The sequence below is a fragment of the Neptunitalea lumnitzerae genome (genome assembly GCF_027924185.1).
In the GTDB taxonomy this organism is placed as follows: domain Bacteria; phylum Bacteroidota; class Bacteroidia; order Flavobacteriales; family Flavobacteriaceae; genus Neptunitalea; species Neptunitalea lumnitzerae.
This window is the reverse complement of sequence record NZ_BRVO01000001.1, coordinates 1,516,551-1,539,822: the sequence shown is the minus strand read 5'-3', so window position 1 is coordinate 1,539,822 and position 23,272 is coordinate 1,516,551. Positions and strand designations below refer to the sequence as shown.

Genomic DNA, 23,272 nt, shown 5'->3' with positions numbered 1-23,272 from the left:
CATGGTTATATTAAATAGTATACAAGAAAAATTTCACCATATAGCGCAATTTCTTGGTGCTTTTAGTAATAGTTTTTTACCTAAACAATCAGACGATAGTCAAACTGCTATGAAATGGGACATAGGTAAAAGCGCCTTACAATCACAAAAAGTTAGTAACACTTATATAGAATTAAGTTATAAGGACATTATGCTACGAATAAAGCACAATGACACTACTTATGAATTAGACCTGTTAGGTGTAGATTTTGACACTATCAAAAACTGGATTGTAGAAAATTTAGAAGACTTCGGTATTTCAGCCGAAAACTTTACTACCAACTTAGGATACAAATTACCAACTCCATTTAACGGATTTGTTGCTGTTGACAACGAAGATGAGATGGCTATTTACACAGCTATAGAACATAGAAATATAGCTCAAAAGTGTTTAGAATCTTTAGCAGTGAATGGACACTCTAAAACCTCAGAAATATTTGTATGGCCTCATCATTTTGATACTGGCATGCTCATTAACAAAGCTACTGACGATAGCTTTGAAAAAATTATTGGGTGCGGTTATGCCATTGCAGACCATATTTGCAATGTACCTTATTTCTATGCATACGCATGGGCTAAAGATGAAAACCTGTCTTATACCAACCCTACCCAACTTTCTGTTGGGCAATGGCATATTAAAGAAGACTGGAAAGGTATTTTGTTACCTGCAAACTTTACAGATAACATTACTTTAAACAGTGTAACCAGTTTTTATAACGAAGCTGTTTTTGCCCTAACCAAAATACTTTAGACATATTTTCTAATAGCCAATATCTAGGTAATATTATTTACCTAACGACTTACGTAAAGCAAGTAAAAGTTTATTTACATCTTTCTCGGTGTTATAAACATGAAAACTAACACGTAATCTATCCCCGCGGTACGATGTTATAATGCCTTGCTCTCTAAGAATGCTTATATACTTTTCTTCTAGCTTTAAACTAAATATAGTAGACTTGTGCGCTTCTCTATCTACAACTTCTGCATCTAACAGTCCTAAATCTTTAAACCCATTAAACGCTTTCTCCGTTAAAATTGTAAGATATTCTTTTACAGCACTCAGGTCTAAGCTCATTAAGTAATCTATACCAAATTTCATGGTACCAAAACTAAGCGTATCTAAATGCCCTGGTTCTAATTTTTTAACTAATGATATGTTTTCGGCGTTCATGTTTCCGTCGGCAGATGCCATACCTACCGTTTTTACATCAAATCTTTTAAGAGCCTCATCTGTAAACATAAAAAAACCGCAACCATAACCTCCTAGCATCCACTTATAAGCGCTGGCTCCTATTACATCTATTCCAGACTCCGTAAAATTAAAAGGCTCTGTACCAAAATACTGCGTACCATCTGCTATCAATAACAAATCAGGATATTCAGCTTTTAATTCTTTAATAAAATCTAAATCTATTTTAACTCCATTAATAAACTGAACAATGCTAAAAACAAAAACGGTAGCGCCTTCTTTAGCTACAGTTTCCTTAATCACCGTTTCCAAGTTTGAAGTAATTGGCAACTTTATAACTGAACTAAATCTGCTCTCTACAGGCCAATTAATAGAGGGATAATCCATATCAAGCAATAATACTTTAGAATTAGAAGGTAACCCTTCTAATAAAGCATTCATACCCCAACTAAAATTAGGTACCAAAGCCACCTTATCTTTAGCTCCTTCAAAAAAGCCAGCTACCGAAGCACGTACTTCATTAAAAAAAGACACTTGCTTTTCTCTAAACATACTTCCTCCTATTAAAAAATCAAGATCATGCTCTTGTCTGTAGTCTAACATATTTTCAGACAATAAACCACTTGCTGCTGTATTTACATAGGTATACGTAGTTGCTACCGGAAACTCTTTTTGAACTTGTTTCATTATAAGGATTTTATTTGTTTAAGAATTGCAAAGAGGCTTCATCATTTTCGGCAACCTGTTTTATAATTCTATTTCTTTCTTTTAAAAAATTGTACATATAACGCTTCAAAAATAATACATCTGCCACAGTACCCAAAATTCCTAAAGGGGCTTTATATTCAAAAATATCATGCATACAAACTGCTTCACCCACTTTAGTAAAAAAATGTTGATGTTCCATTTGTTTAAAAATGCCTTTCAGCATACTATCTTGAAAAAAACACGGAAAATCATAGGCCGTTATTGCAACCGTTAAATATTGGTAAACTCCAAAATGTTTAGCTCTCCAAGTAACCGTATCACCTTCTTTTAATAATCCCTCGGTAACACCATCTACAGCCTCTTCATTAGTTTTAATAGTAGAATATGTATGAAGCGCTACACTTCTAGATAAATTAAATACCGTTTCTATGGGAGCATTTATATAGGTTTTTAATTCTATTATTGGCATACAACAAATGTAATACAGTGATTTACATTATTTAGATATCTCTAAGTATTTTTAACTCACATTTATAAAAACCTACAAGCACTCAGCTAAAGAAAATTGTATCTTTATAAAAAACACGATTATGACCACCCAAAAGAAAAAAGAAGATACTTTAGAAATATCACAGCATGAACTTATAGAAACTGCACAAAAAAGAATAAAACAAAAAAGGTTTTTATATATTCACGCCATATTATTTCTTGTAGGGAGCATTTTCCTATTGTTATTTAATAAAGTTTTAAACTATTACCCAGAAACCAATTGGGCGCTTTGGGCTATGACCGTTTGGGCATTTTTAGTTTGTATCCACGCCATAAATGTATTTATTATTAATAGATTTTTAGGGCAAGAATGGCAAAGAGCGCAAAGAGATAAGCTTGTTAAAATACAAAAAAGAAGAATAGCTAAATTACAAGAAGAAGTAGATAAAGAATATCCATTAATCCCAAAAAAATAGTAATAATATGCTAACTCTCATTGCCGCAGCAGCCGAAAACAATGAATTGGGTAAAGACAATGATTTGGTTTGGCACTTGCCAGACGATTTTAAACGTTTTAAGCAATTAACTACTGGTCACCACATTATCATGGGGCGTAAAACCTTTGAAAGTTTTCCAAAACCATTACCTAACAGAACTCATGTTGTTATTACCAGAAGTACAGACTATAGTCCTAAGGGTTGTATTGTGGTTAACTCTATGGAGGATGCTTTGGCTATAGCCAAAAACGATGACAAACCTTACATTATAGGGGGTGGCGAAATTTATAAATTAGGGCTACCCTACGCAGACTGTGTTGAGTTAACTAGAGTGCATGGCAGTTTTGAGGCAGACACCTTTTTCCCTGAAATAAAACCACAAAATTGGAAAATAATGAATTCTGAATTTCATGATAAGGATGCAAAACACGCCTATTCATTTACCTATGAAACTTATTTAAGAAAAAAATAAAAGCATCGGTTCAGAAATTCTACATAAGATAGCTTTAAAAGAGGGGTTTCAATTAAGCAATTATACCGCTTTATCTGGCGGAGATATTAATGACACCTATTTACTAGCTACCTCTGAAGGAAACAGGGTTATTAAAATAAATAATGCACATACCTTTCCGGGAATGTTTGAAGCGGAATCTGTAGGCCTAGGGCTTCTTAAAAAAACTAATTGCATTGTAATACCCGAGGTATATAGTACAGGCCAGTTAGAAAGTACCTCCTATATTATAATGGAGCACATTGTTACCGAATCTCCGTCTAGCTCTTTTTGGGAAGATTTCGGTCAACAATTGGCGCTACTTCATAAAAAGGAGCATTCTGTATTCGGATTAGAAACAGATAACTATATAGGAAGCCTACCCCAATATAATAAAGGTAATTACACAAAGGCACCGGAGTTTTATATAGAAAAAAGACTAGAACCACAGTTTCAAATGGCTGCTAAAAACGGTTTTACCTTTGGCAACTTACACACGTTTTATAAGAATATCAAGGCTGAAATACCAGATGAGCCAGCCTCTCTTATTCATGGTGATTTGTGGAGTGGTAATTACTTGGTGAATCAAAACGGGAATCCTTGTCTTATAGACCCTGCTGTTGCATACGCCCCAAGAGAAATGGATATAGCCATGATGCATTTGTTTGGTGGTTTTCAGAAACACTATTTAAATCTTACCACAATACATTCCCGCTACAAAATGGTTGGAAAAAACGATTAGATATATGGCAACTCTATTATTTATTAGTACACTTAAACCTTTTTGGGTCAAGTTATCTTGGGAGTGTAAAGAGAATTTACAATAATTACAATAGATAATTGCCAGTTTAAACTTCAATAGATTAGAATTTTATAAATTTGCCATCAATTAAATAGAAAATTATGAATGCATACATATTTCCCGGACAGGGAGCACAATTTGTAGGAATGGGGTTAGACCTATATGAAAAGAGTCCTTTAGCGCAAGAGCTTTTTGAAAAAGCTAATGACATTTTAGGATTTCATATTACCGACATTATGTTTGAAGGTACTGCGGAAGACCTTAAGCAAACTAAGGTAACACAACCTGCTATATTTTTACATTCAGTAATTTTAAGCAAAGTATTAGGAGACAGCTTTAAACCAGACATGGTTGCTGGTCACTCTTTAGGAGAATTCTCTGCTTTAGTAGCCAATGGCACTTTACAGTTTGAAGATGCACTTACCTTAGTTTCTAAAAGAGCTATGGCAATGCAAAAAGCTTGTGAAGTAACCCCAAGTACTATGGCTGCAGTATTAGCCCTACCAGATGCAGAAGTAGAAAAAATTTGTGCAGAAATAGAAGGTGTAGTGGTACCTGCAAACTATAACTGCCCAGGGCAATTAGTTATCTCAGGAGAAATAGAAGCTATCAACGCAGCTTGTGAGAAAATGAAAGAAGCAGGAGCTAAAAGAGCTTTGGTATTACCTGTAGGAGGTGCATTCCACTCTCCACTAATGGAGCCAGCACGTGAAGAATTAGCAGCAGCTATTGAAGCTACTACATTTAATACACCAACGTGTCCTATTTATCAAAATGTAACTACTACTGCTGTTACAGATCCTTCTGAAATTAAAAAGAATTTAATTGCACAACTTACTGCTCCGGTTAAATGGACACAAAGTGTTGAGCAAATGATTGCAGATGGCGCTACGTTATTTACAGAAGTAGGCCCAGGTAAAGTATTACAAGGATTGGTTAAAAAAATCAACAGAGCTTCGGATGTTGCTTCTGCAACTATAGAAGAATAACAATACAGTAAGTACCAAATAAAAAATCCCTTTCAAATGAAAGGGATTTTTTTTATTATTTAAAGATCAATTACACAATCGCTGCAATCTTTTACTTTTCCATAGTACGTTTCACGGTACTTATGCAAAGTTTTGTACGGTACGCTTGCAAATGTTTTTTTTATGTAGGTAACCTTTGCATTTAACATACCCATATCTTCTGAAAACCTTTTTTCCTGTTTAGTTCTTCTTTGAACTTTAATCAGTTTCATGAAATGGTATAAAATTTTGATTCGTACCCAATAATACACTTTTTACACAGAAATCCAAATAAAGTGTTAATAATTATCATAAAATCAACGGTTTAACATTTATTTTGAGAATAACGTTAAATACTTTTAAAATAAAATTTTCAGAACAAATGACCAGTATCTTTATATCATATTAATTTAAAAAAAAGAAAGTTATGTTAAGATGGTCTATTACATTTATCGTTATTGCTCTAGTAGCCGCAGTTTTAGGATTTGGTGGAATAGCAGGAGCAGCTGCAGGAATTGCTAAAATTTTATTCTTTGTATTTTTAGTATTATTTGTTATTTCTCTATTAACCAGAGGAGCAAGAAAATACTAAGATAACATTAATTAACCTAAAAAAAATAAAAGCTATGAAGAAAACATTTTTAACGGTTATGGTAATGTTTATGACATTATCTGCCACCACAACTTTTGTAAGTTGTAGAGAGAACAAAACAACAGGAGAGAAAATTGAGGATGCAGCCGATGACGTAGGAGACGGCATTGAAGATGCAGCCGACGACGTAGAAGACGCTGTTGATTAAAGATATTAGGTATGCTATTTTATGGTAACCCCCATAATCTAGGTACTACAAGAATCGATTTTACTATCGATTATCGTGAAACTTTATAAAGTTTAGAATAAACGCATTTTAAAAATTAAAATGCGTTTATTTTTTTCATCAAAACATACTAGTAAGTATGTTTTTGTATATTTGTAATTATGAAGCAAGATGTAAAATCAGAAATAACAAAGAATCTTATTGTAACGAAAGCTTTTGAACGCTTTTACCAGTATGGTTTTAACAACACAAGCATAGACACTATTACTTCTGATTTGAAGTTGACTAAGGGTGCGTTTTACCACCATTTTAAAAACAAAAAAGAATTAGGAGCCACTGTTATTCAGCAAAAAATTAAAGATCGTATTCTTACTGGTATGATTGCTCCCATTTATAATCATCCTGATACACCTAGTAAAGAACTTCTTAAACTACTTTTTGTAGAAAGGATACAATCTTTTTCATCAATCGAAAAAAATTTAGGTTGCCCAGTAAACAACTTTATCCATGAAATTGGAAATACGGATGTACTATACCAAAATGCACTAAAAAATATTATTGAAGAGTGGCAACATGCACTTGCTGAGCTTATTGAAAAGGGTAAATTTAATAAAGAAATAAAACAAAACATCAACAGTAATGCTACAGCCCTTTATTTAATTAGCACTTTTGAAGGCGTACGAGGCATTAGAAAACTATATAATGGTAACGACATTATTATAAACCAATATATACTAGCCTTAGAAAACTATATAGATTCACTATAATTTTTTTTAACCCAAAACATACCGCTAAGTATGTTTTTAAAATTAACACCTATGAGTTCAAGAAGATCATTTATTAAAAAAGCAAGTTTAGCAGGTATTGCAGGAATCACCACCCCTACTTTTGCTAGTGCAGAAGAACTAAGCAGCACCCCCAATAAAAGACCAAAAGTCTTATTTTTTGATGTAAACGAAACATTGCTAGACCTAACAGCTATGAAAACAAATGTTTCTAATGCTTTAAATGGAAATACGGATTTATTAAAGTTATGGTTTACCACAATGTTACAATACTCTTTGGTAACTACTGTTACTCGCCAATATGATGACTTTGGTAAAATTGGTGCAGCCGCATTGGTAATGGTTGCCGCTAACAATAACATAAAAATTTCACAAAAAGAGGCTGAAAACATTATCATCCCTCCATTAAGATCATTACCCCCACACCCAGAAGTTATTGAAGCACTAGAACTACTTAAAAAAAATAATTATACATTAGTATCATTCACCAACTCATCACAAAAGGGTGTTAGTACCCAATTTAAAAATGCCGGTCTAACACACTACTTTGACAAGATGTTAAGCATAGATGCCCTTGGAAAATTTAAACCTCATCATGAAACATACGCTTGGGCTTCTAGGCAAATGAATATTGAACCTAGTGAATCCATGCTTATAGCCGCTCACGGATGGGACATTGCGGGTGCTCTTGCAGCAGGTTGGCGTGCAGCTTTTGTTAACAGACCCGGAGCTCAGCTATACCCCTTAGCCCCTTCTCCAGAGCTTAATGAATTTGATTTATCTCGTATCTCTAAAAAATTGATTAATCTGTAAAGGTTTATAACTAAAGAGGTGATACTAATCACCTCTTATATTTAAAGCTGTTTAATTTCCATAATTTTAGCTTCAAAGTCTTCTTTGTACAACGATTTTGCTTTTACCCTTGCTTTATAACTGTAAATGGTATTGACAGATAAATCTAAAAACTCCGCTACCTGCTGACTATCTTGAACTCCAAGTCTATACAGTGCAAAAATTCTAACTTCTGTATTCATACCTTTTCCTTCTGCTATTACAATCCTATTTTCTTCAGAAAACAACTCATTATATCTTGTGATAAACGATGGAAAAAGTTGTAGAAATACCTCATCAAATTGCTGAAACAGAAAAGCACGTTCATTCTTAACATTATATTTTCGCAAACTCTTTAATAACTCAGAAGTTCTATTAACTATTACTTTTTGGTGGGCAATTTTTTGCATAGAATCTATCTTATTTAATAAAGAAGAAGATGTTTTTAAAAAATACGCTATATACTCTTGTTTAATACTGTCTACCTCATGCAAGTCTCTATTCAGTTCTTGCAACTTTTGGTTACTAGCTTCTAACATACTTCTAGAAGCATTTTTTTCTTTTAATTGCTTTATCAATACCAACAGAAGCACTACACTTAACACCGCTAATACTCCTAAAATAACAACAACAAAACTTAACTTGCTTTTTTGCTGTTCCATTTGCATTAGCTGAGCCTCCTCTATAATGGGTAATATAGATGATATTGTTAGTTTTCTATGTCTGGCATTATAAAAAGAAGCATCTTCCATTGCCTGACTGATGTAGGTATAAGCACGCGCTACATCATTCTTATCATATAAAATAATGGCTAAGTTCTGTAAGGCTACCGTTTCCTTTATGCCATGCTTTATATCGGTTATTGCCGCTTTAATAAGGTAGTTCATCTGCTTATCCTTATCTCCAGTCATTTCATATACATAGGCTAACGAAGAAGTGGCAATAGCATACGCCTCTGGTGAAAGTTCAAAATTATCTAACCAATACGTAAAACTTTTATGGGCATTATCCCAATCTCTTATCATAAGGTACCTAAGCGCTATAGAACTCCAATACTCTGGAGAATCTTTATCGGTAAATGCAATAGCTTTATTTAGCAAAGTATTTCCTTTTTGAACATACTGTATACTAAACCTATCATCATCTGTATACGCTGCTAAATCAAAATAGGTACGTGCTTTGGTATTATAGTACTTAAAACTTTGTATAGTATCTAAGGCACTCACATCAATGCTTTCTAACACATCAAGTCCTTCTTTAAACAAACCAGCCGACATTAATATAAAACCTTCCTCTATTTGTAAATCGCTTAATGTATCGTTAGCATGTATTACTGTAGCCAATTGCTTCGCTTTATCTAAATACAAATAAGCAGAATCATACTGAAAAGAGCGATAGGTTCTAAAGAGGGTTGTATACGTAGCTAATAGCGCTACCTGATTACCTGCATAAGTATATTGGGTGATGCTTGGCTTTAGTTTTTCTATGCTAGCATATTTATCATTCTGGTACCGGACACTTTCCCTTATAACGGCATCTAGTTCTTTTAATAACTTTTTATCTTGTCCATAAGCATTTGTTATAGGCATTAGCAACAAAAAACCCATAAGCATCCATACCAAACATAACATTTGTCTTCTCTCCTCTTTATGCATATATCATCTTACACTTTAGTTTGCCCCATACCTTTTTGCAATGTTACAAAAGAAATCGTTATCATTTAAAAAACTACTAAAAATATAACTTATATCACCTTGAAATATTTAAAAAAAATCTTGATTTCGAACCCTTAAAATTTACTTAAAAAACTATAAAACAACACTTTAATCAAATAAAAACCTTGATTTACAGTCTTACCTTTTCTAATAGTACATCGTTGTAGCTATTTTTGGGCTAACAAACAAAATATACAAGTTAAATCATTTATTTAAACAAATTATGAAAAGAATATTCATCCCTTTTCTTTTAATCTTAGCCGTAGGGTTCTTTAGTATCTCTTGCGACTCAGATGATGATAACACTCAACAAGTTTCATTTGATTATGAACAGTATGGCGAAACCTTTACTAATATGCCATCTAAAGAAGATGCTATTATTTATCAGGTAAACATTACTTCATTTTCAGATGAAGGTACTTTAAACGCTGTTACAGCAAATTTACAACACATTAAGAACTTAGGAGCTAATGTAGTTTACCTAATGCCTATATACCCAATAGGAGAAGTAAATTCTATTGGTTCTCCTTATAGCGTAAAAGATTATACCTCGGTAAATCCGAACTTAGGAACGTTAGCAGATTTAAGAACCTTGGTAGAAACTGCACATAGTTTAGACATGGCAGTAATATTGGACTGGGTAGCTAACCACACTGCATGGGACCACCCATGGATTACAGAACATCCTGAATATTATCAACAAGATAATGAAGGAAATATTATTTCTCCCCCAAACACAAATTATACAGATGTTGCCCAATTAAACTACACCATGTTTAACGTAAGAGAGGCTATGGTAGATGCCTTAGCGTATTGGGTGTATAATACCAATATTGACGGGTTTAGATTTGATTATGCAGACGGAATGCCTTTTGCTTTCTATTCAGATGGTATTGCAGCCTTAAGAACTATCAAAAACCAAGAGATGTTATTTTTAGCTGAAGGGGACAGAACCAATCATTTTGATGCTGGTTTTGATTATATATTCGGGTTTAATTATTACGGTGCATTAAAAACAGCTTTTAACAGTGGTAACGCAAATGGTTTACAATCATCTAGTGAAACGGCATATAGCTCAGTTGCCGAAACAGATAGAATTGTACGTTACACTACAAACCACGATGTAAACCATACCGATGGCACTCCAAATGCGCTTTTTGGTGGTCAGCAGGGTGCTAATGCTGCTTTTGTATTAGCTTCTTATATGAGATCGGTTCCATTTATCTACAACGGTCAGGAAGTTGGTTATAACCAACAATTAACATTTTTCTCTCCAGACCCAATTGATTGGAGTATGGCTGACTATGATGTATATGCTGAATATCAAAAAATATTAGCTTTCAGACAAAACAGTGAAGCTTTAAAAACAGGAACGTTTACGGGATATAGTAACGGATCGGTTGTGGCGTTCACTATGGAAACTACTACTGAAACTGTGCTAGTAATGGTAAATGTTGCTAACAACAATACAACCTACACCTTACCAGAAGGTCTATCACAAACAGGATGGGTAGATGCATATTCGGGTACTGATTTTACAACAGACGGAACAGTAGCTTTAGCTCCTTACCAATATATTGTAGTACATAACTAATGCACATGATCATGACTACAAAAAAAATAATAGTACTGCTAGCATGTTTAATGCTAGTCATATTTTCCCAGGCACAAACTATTACATCTCCTAACAACGAGTTGACTTTATCATTTCATCTTACCGATGAAGGCACCCCTCAATACAGTCTTACCTACAAAGGTAAGGCTGTTATTAAACCAAGTACACTGGGGATAGAATTAACCAGAGGTGCTTCGTTTTTAAACAATTTTGAAATTACCGAGACCAAAGAGACGGAAACAAACACTACTTGGAATCCGGTATGGGGAGAGCAGAAAACCATAGTAAATCACTATAAAGAACTCTTGATTACCTTAAACCAGCCCTCTGAAAACAGAACCCTTTTAGTAAGGTTCCGCCTTTTTAATGATGGGCTTGGTTTTAGATATGAATTCCCTAAGCAAGACCACCTAAAATACTTTGTGATTAAAGAGGAACATACGCAATTTCAGTTAGCAGGAAATCATAAAATATTTTGGATTCCAGGAGATTATGACACCAATGAGTATGCGTACAAAACCTCTAAAATTTCAGAAATAGCAGCAATACAAAAGGAAGGTATTGAGTACATCAGTGCGCAAAGTCCTATTGAAACTACCTCGGTACAAACACCTTCTATGATGAAATCTGAAGACGGCTTGTACATTAATATTCACGAAGCTGCTTTGGTTAACTACCCGGCAATGGCACTTGAGGTAGACCCAGAAACCTTTGCAATGAAGTCGCACTTAACACCTGATGCAGTGGGTAACAAAGGGTATATGCAAACGCAAACGCAAACCCCATGGAGAACCATTATTGTAAGTGATGATGCCAGAGATATATTAGCCTCTAACCTTATATTAAATTTAAATGAGCCTACCGATTACCAAGATACCTCATGGATTAAACCAATGAAATATATTGGCGTATGGTGGGAATACTTTGTAGCAGGCAAAAGTACTTGGGCATATGGTAAAGAAAATAACGTAAAACTTTCAGACGATTTTACGAAACTAACTCCTAATGGAAAGCATGGTGCTACCACTGACCATGTAAAAGAATATATAGACTTTGCTGCAGAAAATGGTATCGATGGTGTATTGGTAGAAGGTTGGAATATTGGATGGGAAGACTGGATTGGTAACTGGAAAGAAGAAGTTTTTGACTTTGTTACTCCGTACCCAGATTTTGATGTACAAGAGTTAAAAGTGTATGCTGCTAGTAAAGGGGTACAATTAATTATGCACCATGAAACGTCTGCATCGGCTACTAACTATGAGCGTCGTTTAGACAGAGCTTTTCAGTTTATGGCAGATAATGGGTATCATGCAGTAAAAACAGGATATGTTGGACAAATTATCCCTAGAGGTGAGCATCACGACTCACAATGGATGGTGAACCATTATATTCATGTAGCTAAAAGAGCAGCCGATTATAAAGTAATGGTAAATAGTCATGAAGCTGTACGACCTACTGGTTTACATAGAACGTATCCTAACTGGATTGCGCAAGAGTCCGCAAGAGGTACCGAGTTTGAAGCTATGCAAGGCTTAAACCCAGACCATACAACCATATTACCGTTTACCCGTTTAATGGGTGGCCCAATGGATTTTACTCCAGGGATATTTCAAACTGATTTAAGTTATTATGGTATAGGAAGTACGCAAAGAGTAAACACTACCCTCGCCAAACAATTGGCGTATTATGTTACCATGTATAGTCCGTTACAAATGGCAGCAGATATACCAGATAACTACAAGCGTTTTTCAGATGCCTTTCAGTTTATTAAAGACGTAGCGGTAGATTGGGACAACACTTATATTCTAGAAGCAGAGCCAGGCGATTATATCACCATTGCCAGAAAAGCTAAAGGTAAAGATGCTTGGTTTGTGGGTGCTATTACCGATGAAAACGAACGTACTGCCACAGTAGACTTTAGCTTTTTACCAGAAGGAGAAAAATTTATTGCTACCATTTATGCCGATGCTAAAGATGCTAGCTTTGATAAAAACTCCATGGCATATACCATTACTAAAGTTGTGGTTACTTCTAAAAGTGAACTTAAACAATGGATAGCACGTAGCGGCGGGTTTGCTATAAGCATTAAAGCTCCTACAAGTAAAGAAGAACTAAAAGGATTAAAAAGAATCCGATAACAATAAACACTTAAAGCTGTTTATGTGCTGTAACAACGCATAAACCTCCAACATGTTATTTTGGCACAAACCAAAAAACGAAGCAACTCCTTTTGATAGGAGTTGCTTTTTTATCAAACTTCACTTATTTACTAAACTCTTTTAATAGTAAATTTTCCAAATGCAAAATCTCTTTCATTAATAAAGTCTTTTTTCTTTTCCCAAAGTATAACGGATTTTCAACAGGAGAATACCCTTCCCATACTACTGTTATTTCATCAGTCTCTAATGCCTTTTGACATAAGTAATCGGGCAATACCGCTAGTCCTTTCCCTGCAGATAAACATCTGATAATAGAAAACTTATTAGGCACAATATAGTTTGGTAAAAAGTCTGGAAGTTCCTTAAAGTTTTGCTCCCAAAACTTTATAAGAAGCTTCATGTCTGCAGCAGTATTATACCAGAGCTGCTCCTTTAACCATTTTTTAAATGTTTTAAAATCTTGCATATCAGGCATCTCTTCTAGTTCCTTTTTCATTTCTTTACCCGCTATAAGCATTAATTTTTCAGTTGTATAAGGTGTAAAACTTAATAAATTATTACCTCTTGTTTCAGAAGTTAATATCAAATCTATAGCTCCATTTTCCAAAGCTGTTACTAATTTCTCATTAGAGTCAAACTGCATAATTAAATTAAAGTCTAATGTAGGTATGTGCTTTTCCAAGGCCTGCTGAAACGTTTCAACACACATCCCTACACTAACGGTAAGCCGTTCCTCTCCAGATTTTTTTTTGAACCTACCTTCAATGTCCGTGAGATTTACAAGAGATGCATTTATCTGCTGGTAGAGTAAACTACCTCTTTCCGTAGGTATCATTTTTCTAGCAGTACGCTCAAATAAGGCAAAACCTGTATAGGCTTCCAATGCATTTAAATGTAAGCCTACCCCTGGTTGCGAAATATAGAGTTCTTTAGCTGCTCCACTCATTGTCCCGGTTTCATAGATTGCCTTAAAAGTTCTAAACCATTCTAAATTAGCCACCATACATCTATAACTTTTATTATACTAATTGCAAATTTATATTATTTTTATTAGAAAACACATCTCCATAAATTTGTCTGAAATAATTATAATCAAGAAAGTATGAAGAAAATTTTTGTAATAAATGGAGGCAAAATATTTGCACACTCTCCAGGCAGATTCAACAAAACCTTATTAGAACTAGACCAAGAGTTTTTTACTCGTAACAACTCTTTTGAATTAAAAATAACAGACATTAATGAACCTTATGATTTAGAAAGTGAAGTAGATAAATACTTATGGGCAGACATTGTAATATACCATTTTCCTATATGGTGGTTTGCTATGCCATTTGCTTTAAAAGAATATATAGATAAAGTTTTTACTGCCGGACATAGGAAAGGCATGTATTATAGCGACGGTAGAAAAAGTGATAACCCTAATGTTAATTACGGCAAAGGAGGTTTACTACATGGTAAAAAATACATGGTCACCACCAGCTGGAATGCTCCTGAAACAGCCTTCACATTACCAGGTGAATTTTTTAAAGAAACAAGTGTAGATGATGGTATTCTATTTGGGTTTCATAGAATGAACGAGTTTATCGCTATGGAAGCACTTCCTAGCATGCACTTTCACGATGTTGAAAAAAACGGAGGTACCAAACGTATTGAAGCATTGAAAAAAGAATATCTTACACATTTAAACACATTGTTTATTAACTAAAACAGTTAAGTTTCCTTAATAAGTTGGTTTCTAAAGCCAACTTATTTATTTTTAAATAAAAAAATGAAACGATACATAACTAAACTGCTTCCTGTTTTATTTACAATACTATTAACCTCTTGCCATACTACTAAAACAAAAAAGGAAGAAGAAATAAACGACACCATAGCAAAAGCAAATACTGCTATTGAGGTTGCCCGCTTTAAAGGACAACAAGTTACTGGTATTACCGTAACTGAAACCGGACGAATTTTTGCCAACTTCCCTAGATGGAGAAAAGGAGTACACAATTCGGTTATAGAAGTTTTTGAAAACGATATTCCTAAGCCCTACCCTAATGCCGATTGGAACACCTGGGAAATTGGCCAACCTATTACCGACTCTACTTTTGTAGCAGTGCAATCGGTAGTAGCTACAGACAGTTTATTGTATGTGGTAGATACCCGAAACCCACAATTTAAAAAAGTATTGGATACACCCAGAGTTTTTGTGTTTAACCTTAATACCAATCAACTTCAAAGCATTTTAAAACTTACCGAAGGTAGTTACAAGCCTACCTCATACATTAATGATATACGTATAGACACCAAACACAACAGTCTTTATTTTACAGATAGTGCAGCCCCCGGTTTGGTGGTGTATAACTTAGACACAAATACCAGTAAGCGCCTGCTAGATGCACACACTTCTACCAGTGCAGAAGTACATGAATTAACCTTTAATGGCGAAACCCAAAAACGTACCGTACACTCCGATGGTATAGCTTTAAAAAACGATAGCTTATTTTACCATGCCTTAACGGGCTACACGTTATATGCCGTACCTACCGACTCCCTACGTAACGGAACTGAAAAAGGCATTGAAGAAAGTGTAACCAAAATTGCTACTACCGGAGCACCCGATGGTATGATTTTCGACAACAAAGGAAACCTCTACTTAGCCGATATAGAAAATGATAAAATTAATTACGTAACACCTGCCGGAGAATTAAAAACACTACTAGAAGGAGACCACGTTAAATGGGCAGATACCTTTAGTATTTTTGATGGTTTTCTATACTATACCAACTCCCGCATTCATGAAGTGAAAGGAGATATCTCTGATATGGAGTTTACGATTTATAAGGTGAAACTATAATTTACCATAGGCTTAAAACACATAACCAAAAAATAATTATACTTTTGAATTTAGTTATTCATCTTAACGAACATACGTAAGTGAAATCTAAATCACCAAAAGCCAAAAAACCGAATATATTTAAGATATTACAGCCCTACCGTAGTTTGGTGGTACTGCTAGTTATCTTTGCGTTAGTAAGTAACGGACTCAATTTGTGGATTCCTAAAATTATAGGAAACGGAATTGATGATTTTACCAACAATCAATTTAACTCAGATGCCTTGCTAAAAATGTTTGGCATAGTGGTGGTAGTTATTTTTATTTTTACCTACCTACAGAGTATTTTACAAACCTACACCTCTGAAAAGGTTGCCCGAGATTTGCGTACGCGCTTGTCCAATAAAATATCCAATCAAAGTCATGCTTTTGTGCAGTCGGCTAATCCTTCAAAATTATTAACCAACTTCACCTCAGATATAGATTCTATAAAGCTATTTGTATCACAGGCGGTGGTTTCTATAACCTCTTCTTCCTTTGTTATTATTGGGGGCTGTGTTTTACTATTAACCATCGATTGGAAATTAGCACTTACTGTAATTGCTATTATCCCTATTATTGGGGTAGCATTCTATTTAGTGCTTAAAAAAGTAAAAGTATTGTTTACCGAAAGTAGAGAGGTAATAGATAAACTCAACAATATTATTAGTGAAAGTATTATTGGCGCTGCTTTGATACGTGTTATCAACGCACAGCAATTGGAATATTACAAATTCATGCAAATGAATGATAAGGCTAAGAACTTAGGTATTTCTATAGTTACCTTATTCGCCTCGTTAATTCCCATCATCATTTTGGTAGCCAATTTAGCAAACCTTACCATTCTTACTTTGGGAGGACATTATGTAATTGAAGACGATATGACCCTTGGTGATTTTGCCGCTTTTAGAAGCTACTTGGCTTTATTAATTTTTCCTATTTTGGTTATTGGGTTTATGAGCAATATTATAGCCCAGGCTACTGCATCGTACAGCAGAATTAAAGATGTTTTAGAAGCTGAAGACACAGAGTATTCAGGTACCAAAACCGATGATTTAACAGGTGAAATTTCAGTGCAAAACATTCACCTGTCTTTTGAACAAAAGCCTGTGTTGAAGGATGTAAGTTTTACCATTGAACCCGGACAACGGACCGCAATAATTGGTCCTACCGCAGCCGGAAAAACACAATTACTAAATATTTTAACTGGGTTATTATTACCAGATTCCGGTAGTGTTTTATATAACAATGCTCCCATGGAAGCGTTTGAAACCAATGCCTTTTTTAAGCAGGTAGGATTGGTTTTTCAAGACAGTGTAATGTTTAACATGAGTATTAGAGAAAACATTTCTTTTAGCAATGATGTAAGTGATGCCGACCTAGAAAAAGCAATTATAACCGCAGACTTAGCAGGTTTTATAAAAGACCTACCACAAGGGCTAGATACCGATGTTTCGGAACGTGGCACTACCCTATCGGGCGGACAAAAACAACGTATTATGTTGGCAAGGGCTTTAGCGCAAAATCCTAAAATTTTATTTTTAGATGATTTTACCGCAAGAGTAGATACCAAAACGGAACAAACCATTTGGAAAAACCTACGCACGTATTACCCAGATATTACCTTACTATCGGTCACACAAAAAATAAATGCAGTGAAAGACTATGATACCATACTGCTGTTAATGGAAGGTGAACTACTGGCTTCTGGCAAACATGAAGACCTACTGCAAAGTAGTCCGGAGTATGTTCAAATATTTAATTCACAACAAAGCACCAGTACGTATGAATTATAATCTGAACACCTTATTTGATAAAGAGAAGAAAACTTCTAACGTAAAAGGTTTACGTAAGTTGTTTCAGCTTATTCCGCACGAACGTAAAAACTTGTTACTGGCATTGGTGATTATCATTATCAATGCGGCTTCTAAATTGGTAGCTCCGTTGTTGGTGGGGTATGCTATAGACCATGCGGTGGTAACGGGCGACTATAAGAGCTTATTAAAATATGCGCTGTATATTTTACTTATGTACCTTATTGCCAGTGCTACGCAATATTTGCAAACCAAAGTTATGGGCTCTGTGGGGCAACGTATGCTATTTACATTACGTAATGCGTTGTTTAATAAGTTACAGGAATTACCCATTGCCTTTTTTAATCAAAATAAAACAGGAGATATCATCTCCAGAGTAAACAACGACACCGATAAAATCAACCAGTTTTTCTCACAATCATTAATGCAGTTTGTGGGTAATATGGCTATGATGATTGGCGCAGCGGTATTTTTGCTTACCATACACCCCAAATTAGGGATGGCTACTTTAGTACCAGGTATCTGCATCTTTATTTTCACCATGGCAATTTCTCCATGGGTTAAAAAACGAAATGCATTAAGCCTAAAAGCCTCGGGCAACTTAAGTTCTGAAGTACAAGAAAGCTTGAATAACTTTAAAGTTATTATAGCCTTTAACCGTAGAGATTATTTTAGAAAGCGCTTTGCTAAAGCCAATAACGAAAATTATACGACTTCTATTAAATCGGGCTTGGCTAACAACCTATTTGTACCTGTGTATGGATTGGGAGCCAATTTTGCACAATTAATTGTGCTTATTTATGGGATTAGTTTAATAATCAATGGCGATTTTACCGTGGGTATATTGGTAAGTTATATTAGTTATTCGGATAGCTTCTACAAGCCGTTGCAACAAATAGCCTCGTTATGGACAAACTTTCAGTTAGCTATGGCAGGCTGGGATAGAATTTCGCAAATACTAAACATGGAAAACGATTTGGTTCAGGAATCGTTACCTACTACTGAAGAAACCCATGAGTTTGCACTAAGTTTTAACAACGTATATTTTGCCTACCCAGAAGGAAAAGAGGTATTACACAATGTAAGCTTTCATTTTGAAAAAGGAAAAACGTACGCTTTGGTGGGCCCTACTGGTGGTGGAAAAACCACTACAGCTTCCTTAATTGCTCGTTTGTTTGACCCTACCGAGGGTACTATATTTTTAAATGGTAAAAACATAAAAACCTATAGTTCAAAAGAGCGTGCAGAAAAAATTGGTTTTATTCTACAAGATCCGTTTTTGTTTTCAGGTACCGTAAAAGACAATATCTTATACGGTAATGAAGCTTACGTAAATTATTCGGATGCGCAACTTACCGAACTTTTAAAAACCTCCGGATTAGAAGAACTATTAAGCTTGTTTAACGATGGTTTACATACCACTGTAAGCGATAACAATAGTATTAGTTTAGGGCAAAAGCAGGTGATTGCATTTATAAGAGCCGTACTTAGAAATCCGGATATTTTAATACTAGACGAAGCCACTGCTAATATTGATACAGTTACCGAACAGTTGCTCGATAAAATTTTACAGCAACTACCATCGCATACCACAACAGTAATTATAGCCCACCGCTTAAATACAATTGAAAATGCCGATGAAATTTTCTTTATCAACAATAAAGAAGTAGAACCTGCTGGCTCTTTACAGGATGCTGTTGCAAAACTTATTAGCGGACACAAATCATCTTAATTCAAGAAACCCTTAAAAAACACCCTTAGCAGCTAACAAAAATCATAGGAAAAGTAATAAAGTTATTTCAAGAAAATACGTAGTAGATTTCTATTTACATTTGTTTAGATTCAATCTAAATAAACATGAAACTACAGCATTACAAAATAGGGATTCTCTCATTTCTTATTGTTCTATTCTTTATGCCTATTGGGCACGCCTTAATGGTACTCAACGATCAAATACTTGCAGATTATAAACTATCAGGTGCTTTTATTATAGGATTTTTAGGAGTGATAGCTTTGCGTAGTGGCTTCTATTTTGAGCAGAAAAAATCGGTAGCCACCTTATTAGGGTTACTCGGCGGTGTCTTGGTATGGACCGGATGGATTGAATTTTCTTTTGTTTGGATTGCTGAAAAAATTGGCACATTACCCCTTACTGAAAATGGTACAGTGGTTACAAAACCAGAATATCTTATCATGCCCTCTAGCATTGGGCTGTTAGGTTCCTTCTTCTTACTCTACATCTTTTCTTCTAATAAATGTCAATTTTTTAATTGGATACAAAAGCACATTGGTATCAAAAAAAGTTTAAAATCTAAAGATAAAGGCCGACCTCTTGCTTTGGTTACCTTTATAGAAACCATCATGATTTTATGGACTTTCTATTTAGTACTTCTAATGGTGTACGACAAAGATATTGCCGGAGACAAACACCCTATTACGTACATCACTGCCTTTGGCTCTTTATTATGGTCGTTATACCTAATGAAAACCCTTGTAAAGATTAAAAAGTTTGATTACGCTATTAGATATGCCGTACCTACAGTAATTATCTTTTGGAATTTCATTGAAATACTAGGACGCTGGAACCTCTTTAAAGAAATATGGATTCATCCTTTAGAGTACTGGTTAGAAGTATCTATTTTAAGCGCCTTGCTGGTTATTTTTATAGCCTACTATTTTATAAGCCACAAAAAACCGCAAGTATCACTAAAAGCTTAAAGGTTTAACCTTTATTTCATATTTCAGTAACCTAAAAGAATTGGTTAGATAGTATTTTCAAAATTTTAGAATAACCCCAAAATTTTGAAGATTCGCACTAAAAATTTAGCCTTTCAAATATGGCTTTCTTTTATCAGTTTAGCACTTATACTAGCCCTATGGCTATTCCTATATTTGCGTACCGATAAGGAAACCAATCAGGTTTCTATATTCTCATTTCAGCTATCAGAATTACAAAATAAGTTTTCTGAAAATTTCATCCATTACCAAAATTTCATTTTGGCAGGCTATAAAGATCCTCTGTTTTATACACAAGACAAACAGGAAACTATAGACAACTACCTCAGCAATTTAAAAGTTAATTACCAAACCTTACTACGCTTACAAGAAGAGTCCAAAACGTTAAGTCTAACGGTGCAAGACTCCCTAATTAAGGTAAGGAAACAGTACCAACAATTAATAGCGCTATCACAAACTACCCGTAAAGCAATACAAGAAAGAGGCTTTAAAGACTATGGTATTGAAGGTAAAATGCGAACCATGGCACACGAAATAGAACGCTTATCTGCAATACCTGAAGCTTCTATTTTACAACTAAGAAGACACGAAAAAGATTTTATGCTGAGGGCTGATACCATCTACCAAACTAAGTTCAACCACCTCGTGAGTACCATCTTAACAGAAAACAACCTGAACACACATGGTAAAGATTTACTTAAAAACTATGCTGAAACGTTTAACCTCTACGTAACCAAAACCAAAGCTCTTGGGTTTTATGACGAAACCGGACTCATTACCGATGTAAAACATCTACACGACAGTTTAAACAATTCCTTATTTCAAATTAAGGGCGAGGTATCGCAAAAGTTGTTGGCCTTAACCAAAGCCAACTCTAATTATCTTATCATTCAAACCCTATTTATTGGCATTATAGCCATATTAGTAAGTGCCTTTTTGGTAAAAACGCTTACCCACGATATTAAATTACTCAACGAAAATTTCAGGTTTTATATTTTAAGTGATTTCCTAAACAACCCGGATAGAAAACTACCCACACCCGACTTTAAATTGTCGTCTATTGAAATACAAAAGCTATTTGCCAATTTTCAACTACTCAAAGAATCGTTAAACAAAACCATCCGCAGACTCAATGAAGAAAAGGAAAAGTCGGAACGTAATGCCCATTACAAATCGCGTTTTCTTGCCAATATGAGTCATGAAATTAGAACCCCTTTAAATGGTATTATTGGCATGCTTCAGGTAATAGAAATAGACCCGCTAAACAAAGTACAACAGCAAAACATTAGCTTGGCTAAATACTCTGCCAATCACCTATTAGAGTTAGTAAATATGATTTTAGACTACTCTAAGCTAGAGGAAGATAAAATGAAGCTAGAAAACAATGTATTTAATATTCATTTAATTTTTAAAAACTTAGAAGGCATTTTTAAACACCAAGTAAGCGAAAAGAATATTGCCTTTAATATGCATATAGATACTACAATACCACAATTTATAAAGGGCGATGTATTACGTTTACAACAAGTATTACTAAATATTATTAGTAACGGTATTAAGTTTACGCATAGCGGCCATGTAAGCCTAAATGTAACCTTGGCCTCTAAAACACCTAGTTGCGTTAGTATATTATTTTCGGTAAAAGATACTGGTATAGGTATTGCCAAAAACGAACAGGAAAAACTGTTTGAAGCCTTTGTACAAAACGATATTTCTACCACCAGAAAATATGGTGGTACCGGACTAGGACTTACCATTAGCAACCAACTAGTACAGCTTATGGGCGGTCAGTTGCATTTAGAGAGCACCTTAAACCAAGGTACCGAGTTTTACTTCACCCTTACTTTTGAAGTGGTAAATGAAGTACACCCCAATATTATTGGTACCGAAACCCCTAAACATACCCTACTAAAAGGTAACCGCGTGTTGTTGGCAGAAGACAACAAAATAAACCAATTGGTAATAGAGCGAATGCTTACCAAACTGCAAATAACTACCGTAATTACCCCCAACGGAAAAGAAGCTGTTGACCTGTACGAAAAAGAAGATTTTGATTTGATTCTTATGGACATTCATATGCCTGTTCTGAATGGCATAGAAGCCGCCCAACAAATAAAACAAACCAAAAAATACCAGGCCACCCCTATCCCTATTATTGTAATTACCGCAAGTGCTTTTGAAGAAGACCGTAAAACAGCTATGGCAGAGGGTATGGACGATTTTATTACCAAACCCGTACTGTTTGAAAATCTAAAAATTACCTTAGAAAAATATCTTTCAGAGAAAACAATGAAGGTTTCTTAGCGGTAGGATTGGTGGAAATCACTTAAAACCTTAAAAAAACAAAAAAGCCTTATCAAAAAAATGATAAGGCTTTTTGTACTCGAGGCGGGACTTGAACCCGCACGAACATTACTGTTCACTGGATTTTAAGTCCAGCGTGTCTACCAATTCCACCACTCGAGCGAATATTGTATATATAACTGCATAACACTACTTGAAAATAGAAAAAAAGCCTCATCAAAAGCGATAAGGCTTTTTGTACTCGAGGCGGGACTTGAACCCGCACGAACATTACTGTTCACTGGATTTTAAGTCCAGCGTGTCTACCAATTCCACCACTCGAGCGTTATACAGTACATGAGCGAAAAACGGGGTTCGAACCCGCGACCTCAACCTTGGCAAGGTTGCGCTCTACCAGCTGAGCTATTTTCGCAT

At 34.9% G+C, this 23,272-nt stretch carries 20 protein-coding genes, 3 tRNA genes and 1 pseudogene; 17 read left to right on the top strand and 7 right to left on the bottom strand.

What is annotated here, in order from left to right; genetic code table 11:
• The first annotated feature begins 1 nt into the window (after position 1).
• On the top strand, positions 2-790 hold the full coding sequence (locus Y10_RS06935) for a hypothetical protein (RefSeq protein ID WP_281764631.1): 789 nt from the start codon (positions 2-4) through the stop codon (positions 788-790).
• A gap of 33 nt (positions 791-823) precedes the next feature.
• On the opposite strand, the gene Y10_RS06930 is transcribed toward Y10_RS06935, so the two are convergent.
• Positions 824-1,915 (bottom strand): aminotransferase class V-fold PLP-dependent enzyme, encoded by a 1,092-nt coding sequence (locus Y10_RS06930; RefSeq protein ID WP_281764630.1) that lies wholly within the window; start codon positions 1,913-1,915, stop codon positions 824-826.
• A 10-nt stretch (positions 1,916-1,925) separates the two neighbouring features.
• On the bottom strand, positions 1,926-2,405 hold the full coding sequence (locus tag Y10_RS06925) for an SRPBCC family protein (protein ID WP_281764629.1): 480 nt from the start codon (positions 2,403-2,405) through the stop codon (positions 1,926-1,928).
• A 121-nt stretch (positions 2,406-2,526) separates the two neighbouring features.
• Between Y10_RS06925 and Y10_RS06920 the strand changes: the two genes are divergently transcribed.
• The 8 genes and pseudogenes from Y10_RS06920 (at position 2,527) to Y10_RS06875 (ending at position 7,637) form a co-directional block, all read left to right on the top strand.
• On the top strand, positions 2,527-2,901 hold the full coding sequence (locus tag Y10_RS06920; RefSeq protein ID WP_281764628.1) for a 2TM domain-containing protein: 375 nt from the start codon (positions 2,527-2,529) through the stop codon (positions 2,899-2,901).
• Positions 2,902-2,908: 7 nt separating this feature from the next.
• Positions 2,909-3,394, top strand: a complete 486-nt coding sequence (locus tag Y10_RS06915) for a dihydrofolate reductase (protein ID WP_281764627.1) — start codon at positions 2,909-2,911, stop codon at positions 3,392-3,394.
• 4 nt (positions 3,395-3,398) lie between these two features.
• Positions 3,399-4,252, top strand: a pseudogene (locus tag Y10_RS06910) (fructosamine kinase family protein).
• Between the two features lie 63 nt (positions 4,253-4,315).
• Entirely contained in the window at positions 4,316-5,203 is an 888-nt protein-coding gene (gene fabD / locus Y10_RS06900) for an ACP S-malonyltransferase (protein WP_281764625.1), read from the top strand.
• Between the two features lie 445 nt (positions 5,204-5,648).
• Positions 5,649-5,813 carry a DUF1328 family protein gene (locus tag Y10_RS06890; RefSeq protein ID WP_281764623.1) on the top strand — a complete coding sequence of 55 codons (165 nt, stop codon included), beginning with the start codon at positions 5,649-5,651 and terminating at the stop codon, positions 5,811-5,813.
• 34 nt (positions 5,814-5,847) lie between these two features.
• Positions 5,848-6,021, top strand: a complete 174-nt coding sequence (locus tag Y10_RS06885) for a hypothetical protein (protein WP_281764622.1) — start codon at positions 5,848-5,850, stop codon at positions 6,019-6,021.
• Between the two features lie 179 nt (positions 6,022-6,200).
• Positions 6,201-6,806 carry a TetR/AcrR family transcriptional regulator gene (locus tag Y10_RS06880; protein WP_281764621.1) on the top strand — a complete coding sequence of 202 codons (606 nt, stop codon included), beginning with the start codon at positions 6,201-6,203 and terminating at the stop codon, positions 6,804-6,806.
• A 51-nt stretch (positions 6,807-6,857) separates the two neighbouring features.
• Positions 6,858-7,637: a haloacid dehalogenase type II gene (locus Y10_RS06875; protein WP_281764620.1), complete on the top strand. Its 780-nt coding sequence runs from the start codon at positions 6,858-6,860 to the stop codon at positions 7,635-7,637.
• A 41-nt stretch (positions 7,638-7,678) separates the two neighbouring features.
• Here the strand turns inward: Y10_RS06875 and Y10_RS06870 are convergent, their stop codons facing one another.
• The gene (locus tag Y10_RS06870) at positions 7,679-9,310 is read right to left on the bottom strand and encodes a DUF6377 domain-containing protein (protein ID WP_281764619.1); all 1,632 of its coding nucleotides are present in this window, start codon (positions 9,308-9,310) and stop codon (positions 7,679-7,681) included.
• Positions 9,311-9,593: 283 nt separating this feature from the next.
• Between Y10_RS06870 and Y10_RS06865 the strand changes: the two genes are divergently transcribed.
• Positions 9,594-10,964 carry an alpha-amylase family glycosyl hydrolase gene (locus Y10_RS06865; RefSeq protein WP_281764618.1) on the top strand — a complete coding sequence of 457 codons (1,371 nt, stop codon included), beginning with the start codon at positions 9,594-9,596 and terminating at the stop codon, positions 10,962-10,964.
• Positions 10,965-10,975: 11 nt separating this feature from the next.
• On the top strand, positions 10,976-13,123 hold the full coding sequence (locus tag Y10_RS06860; protein ID WP_281764617.1) for a glycoside hydrolase family 97 protein: 2,148 nt from the start codon (positions 10,976-10,978) through the stop codon (positions 13,121-13,123).
• A 124-nt stretch (positions 13,124-13,247) separates the two neighbouring features.
• Here Y10_RS06860 and Y10_RS06855 read toward each other — a convergent pair whose 3' ends face one another.
• Positions 13,248-14,147, bottom strand: coding sequence for a LysR family transcriptional regulator (locus Y10_RS06855; protein WP_281764616.1), 900 nt, complete (start codon positions 14,145-14,147; stop codon positions 13,248-13,250).
• A 99-nt stretch (positions 14,148-14,246) separates the two neighbouring features.
• Between Y10_RS06855 and Y10_RS06850 the strand changes: the two genes are divergently transcribed.
• From Y10_RS06850 to Y10_RS06825, 6 genes are all read left to right on the top strand, one after another.
• Positions 14,247-14,849, top strand: a complete 603-nt coding sequence (locus Y10_RS06850) for an NAD(P)H-dependent oxidoreductase (RefSeq protein ID WP_281764615.1) — start codon at positions 14,247-14,249, stop codon at positions 14,847-14,849.
• Positions 14,850-14,912: 63 nt separating this feature from the next.
• A complete protein-coding gene (locus Y10_RS06845) occupies positions 14,913-15,986 on the top strand; it encodes an L-dopachrome tautomerase-related protein (protein WP_281764614.1) in 1,074 nt (357 codons plus the stop codon).
• An 80-nt stretch (positions 15,987-16,066) separates the two neighbouring features.
• Complete coding sequence (locus tag Y10_RS06840; RefSeq protein WP_281764613.1) at positions 16,067-17,800, top strand: ABC transporter ATP-binding protein; 1,734 nt, start codon at positions 16,067-16,069, stop codon at positions 17,798-17,800.
• The gene (locus tag Y10_RS06835) at positions 17,751-19,550 is read left to right on the top strand and encodes an ABC transporter ATP-binding protein (protein WP_281764612.1); all 1,800 of its coding nucleotides are present in this window, start codon (positions 17,751-17,753) and stop codon (positions 19,548-19,550) included. The genes Y10_RS06840 and Y10_RS06835 overlap by 50 nt, the downstream gene beginning before the upstream one ends.
• 125 nt (positions 19,551-19,675) lie before the next feature.
• A complete protein-coding gene (locus tag Y10_RS06830) occupies positions 19,676-20,536 on the top strand; it encodes a hypothetical protein (RefSeq protein ID WP_281764611.1) in 861 nt (286 codons plus the stop codon).
• Between the two features lie 84 nt (positions 20,537-20,620).
• On the top strand, positions 20,621-22,858 hold the full coding sequence (locus Y10_RS06825; protein WP_281764610.1) for an ATP-binding protein: 2,238 nt from the start codon (positions 20,621-20,623) through the stop codon (positions 22,856-22,858).
• Between the two features lie 76 nt (positions 22,859-22,934).
• On the opposite strand, the gene Y10_RS06820 is transcribed toward Y10_RS06825, so the two are convergent.
• The 3 genes from Y10_RS06820 to Y10_RS06810 all read right to left on the bottom strand — a co-directional run bounded on the left by Y10_RS06820 (position 22,935) and on the right by Y10_RS06810 (position 23,270).
• Positions 22,935-23,020, bottom strand: a tRNA-Leu gene (locus Y10_RS06820).
• A gap of 76 nt (positions 23,021-23,096) precedes the next feature.
• Positions 23,097-23,182 (bottom strand) — tRNA-Leu (locus Y10_RS06815).
• 15 nt (positions 23,183-23,197) lie between these two features.
• Positions 23,198-23,270 (bottom strand) — tRNA-Gly (locus Y10_RS06810).
• Between the last annotated feature and the right edge of the window lie 2 nt (positions 23,271-23,272).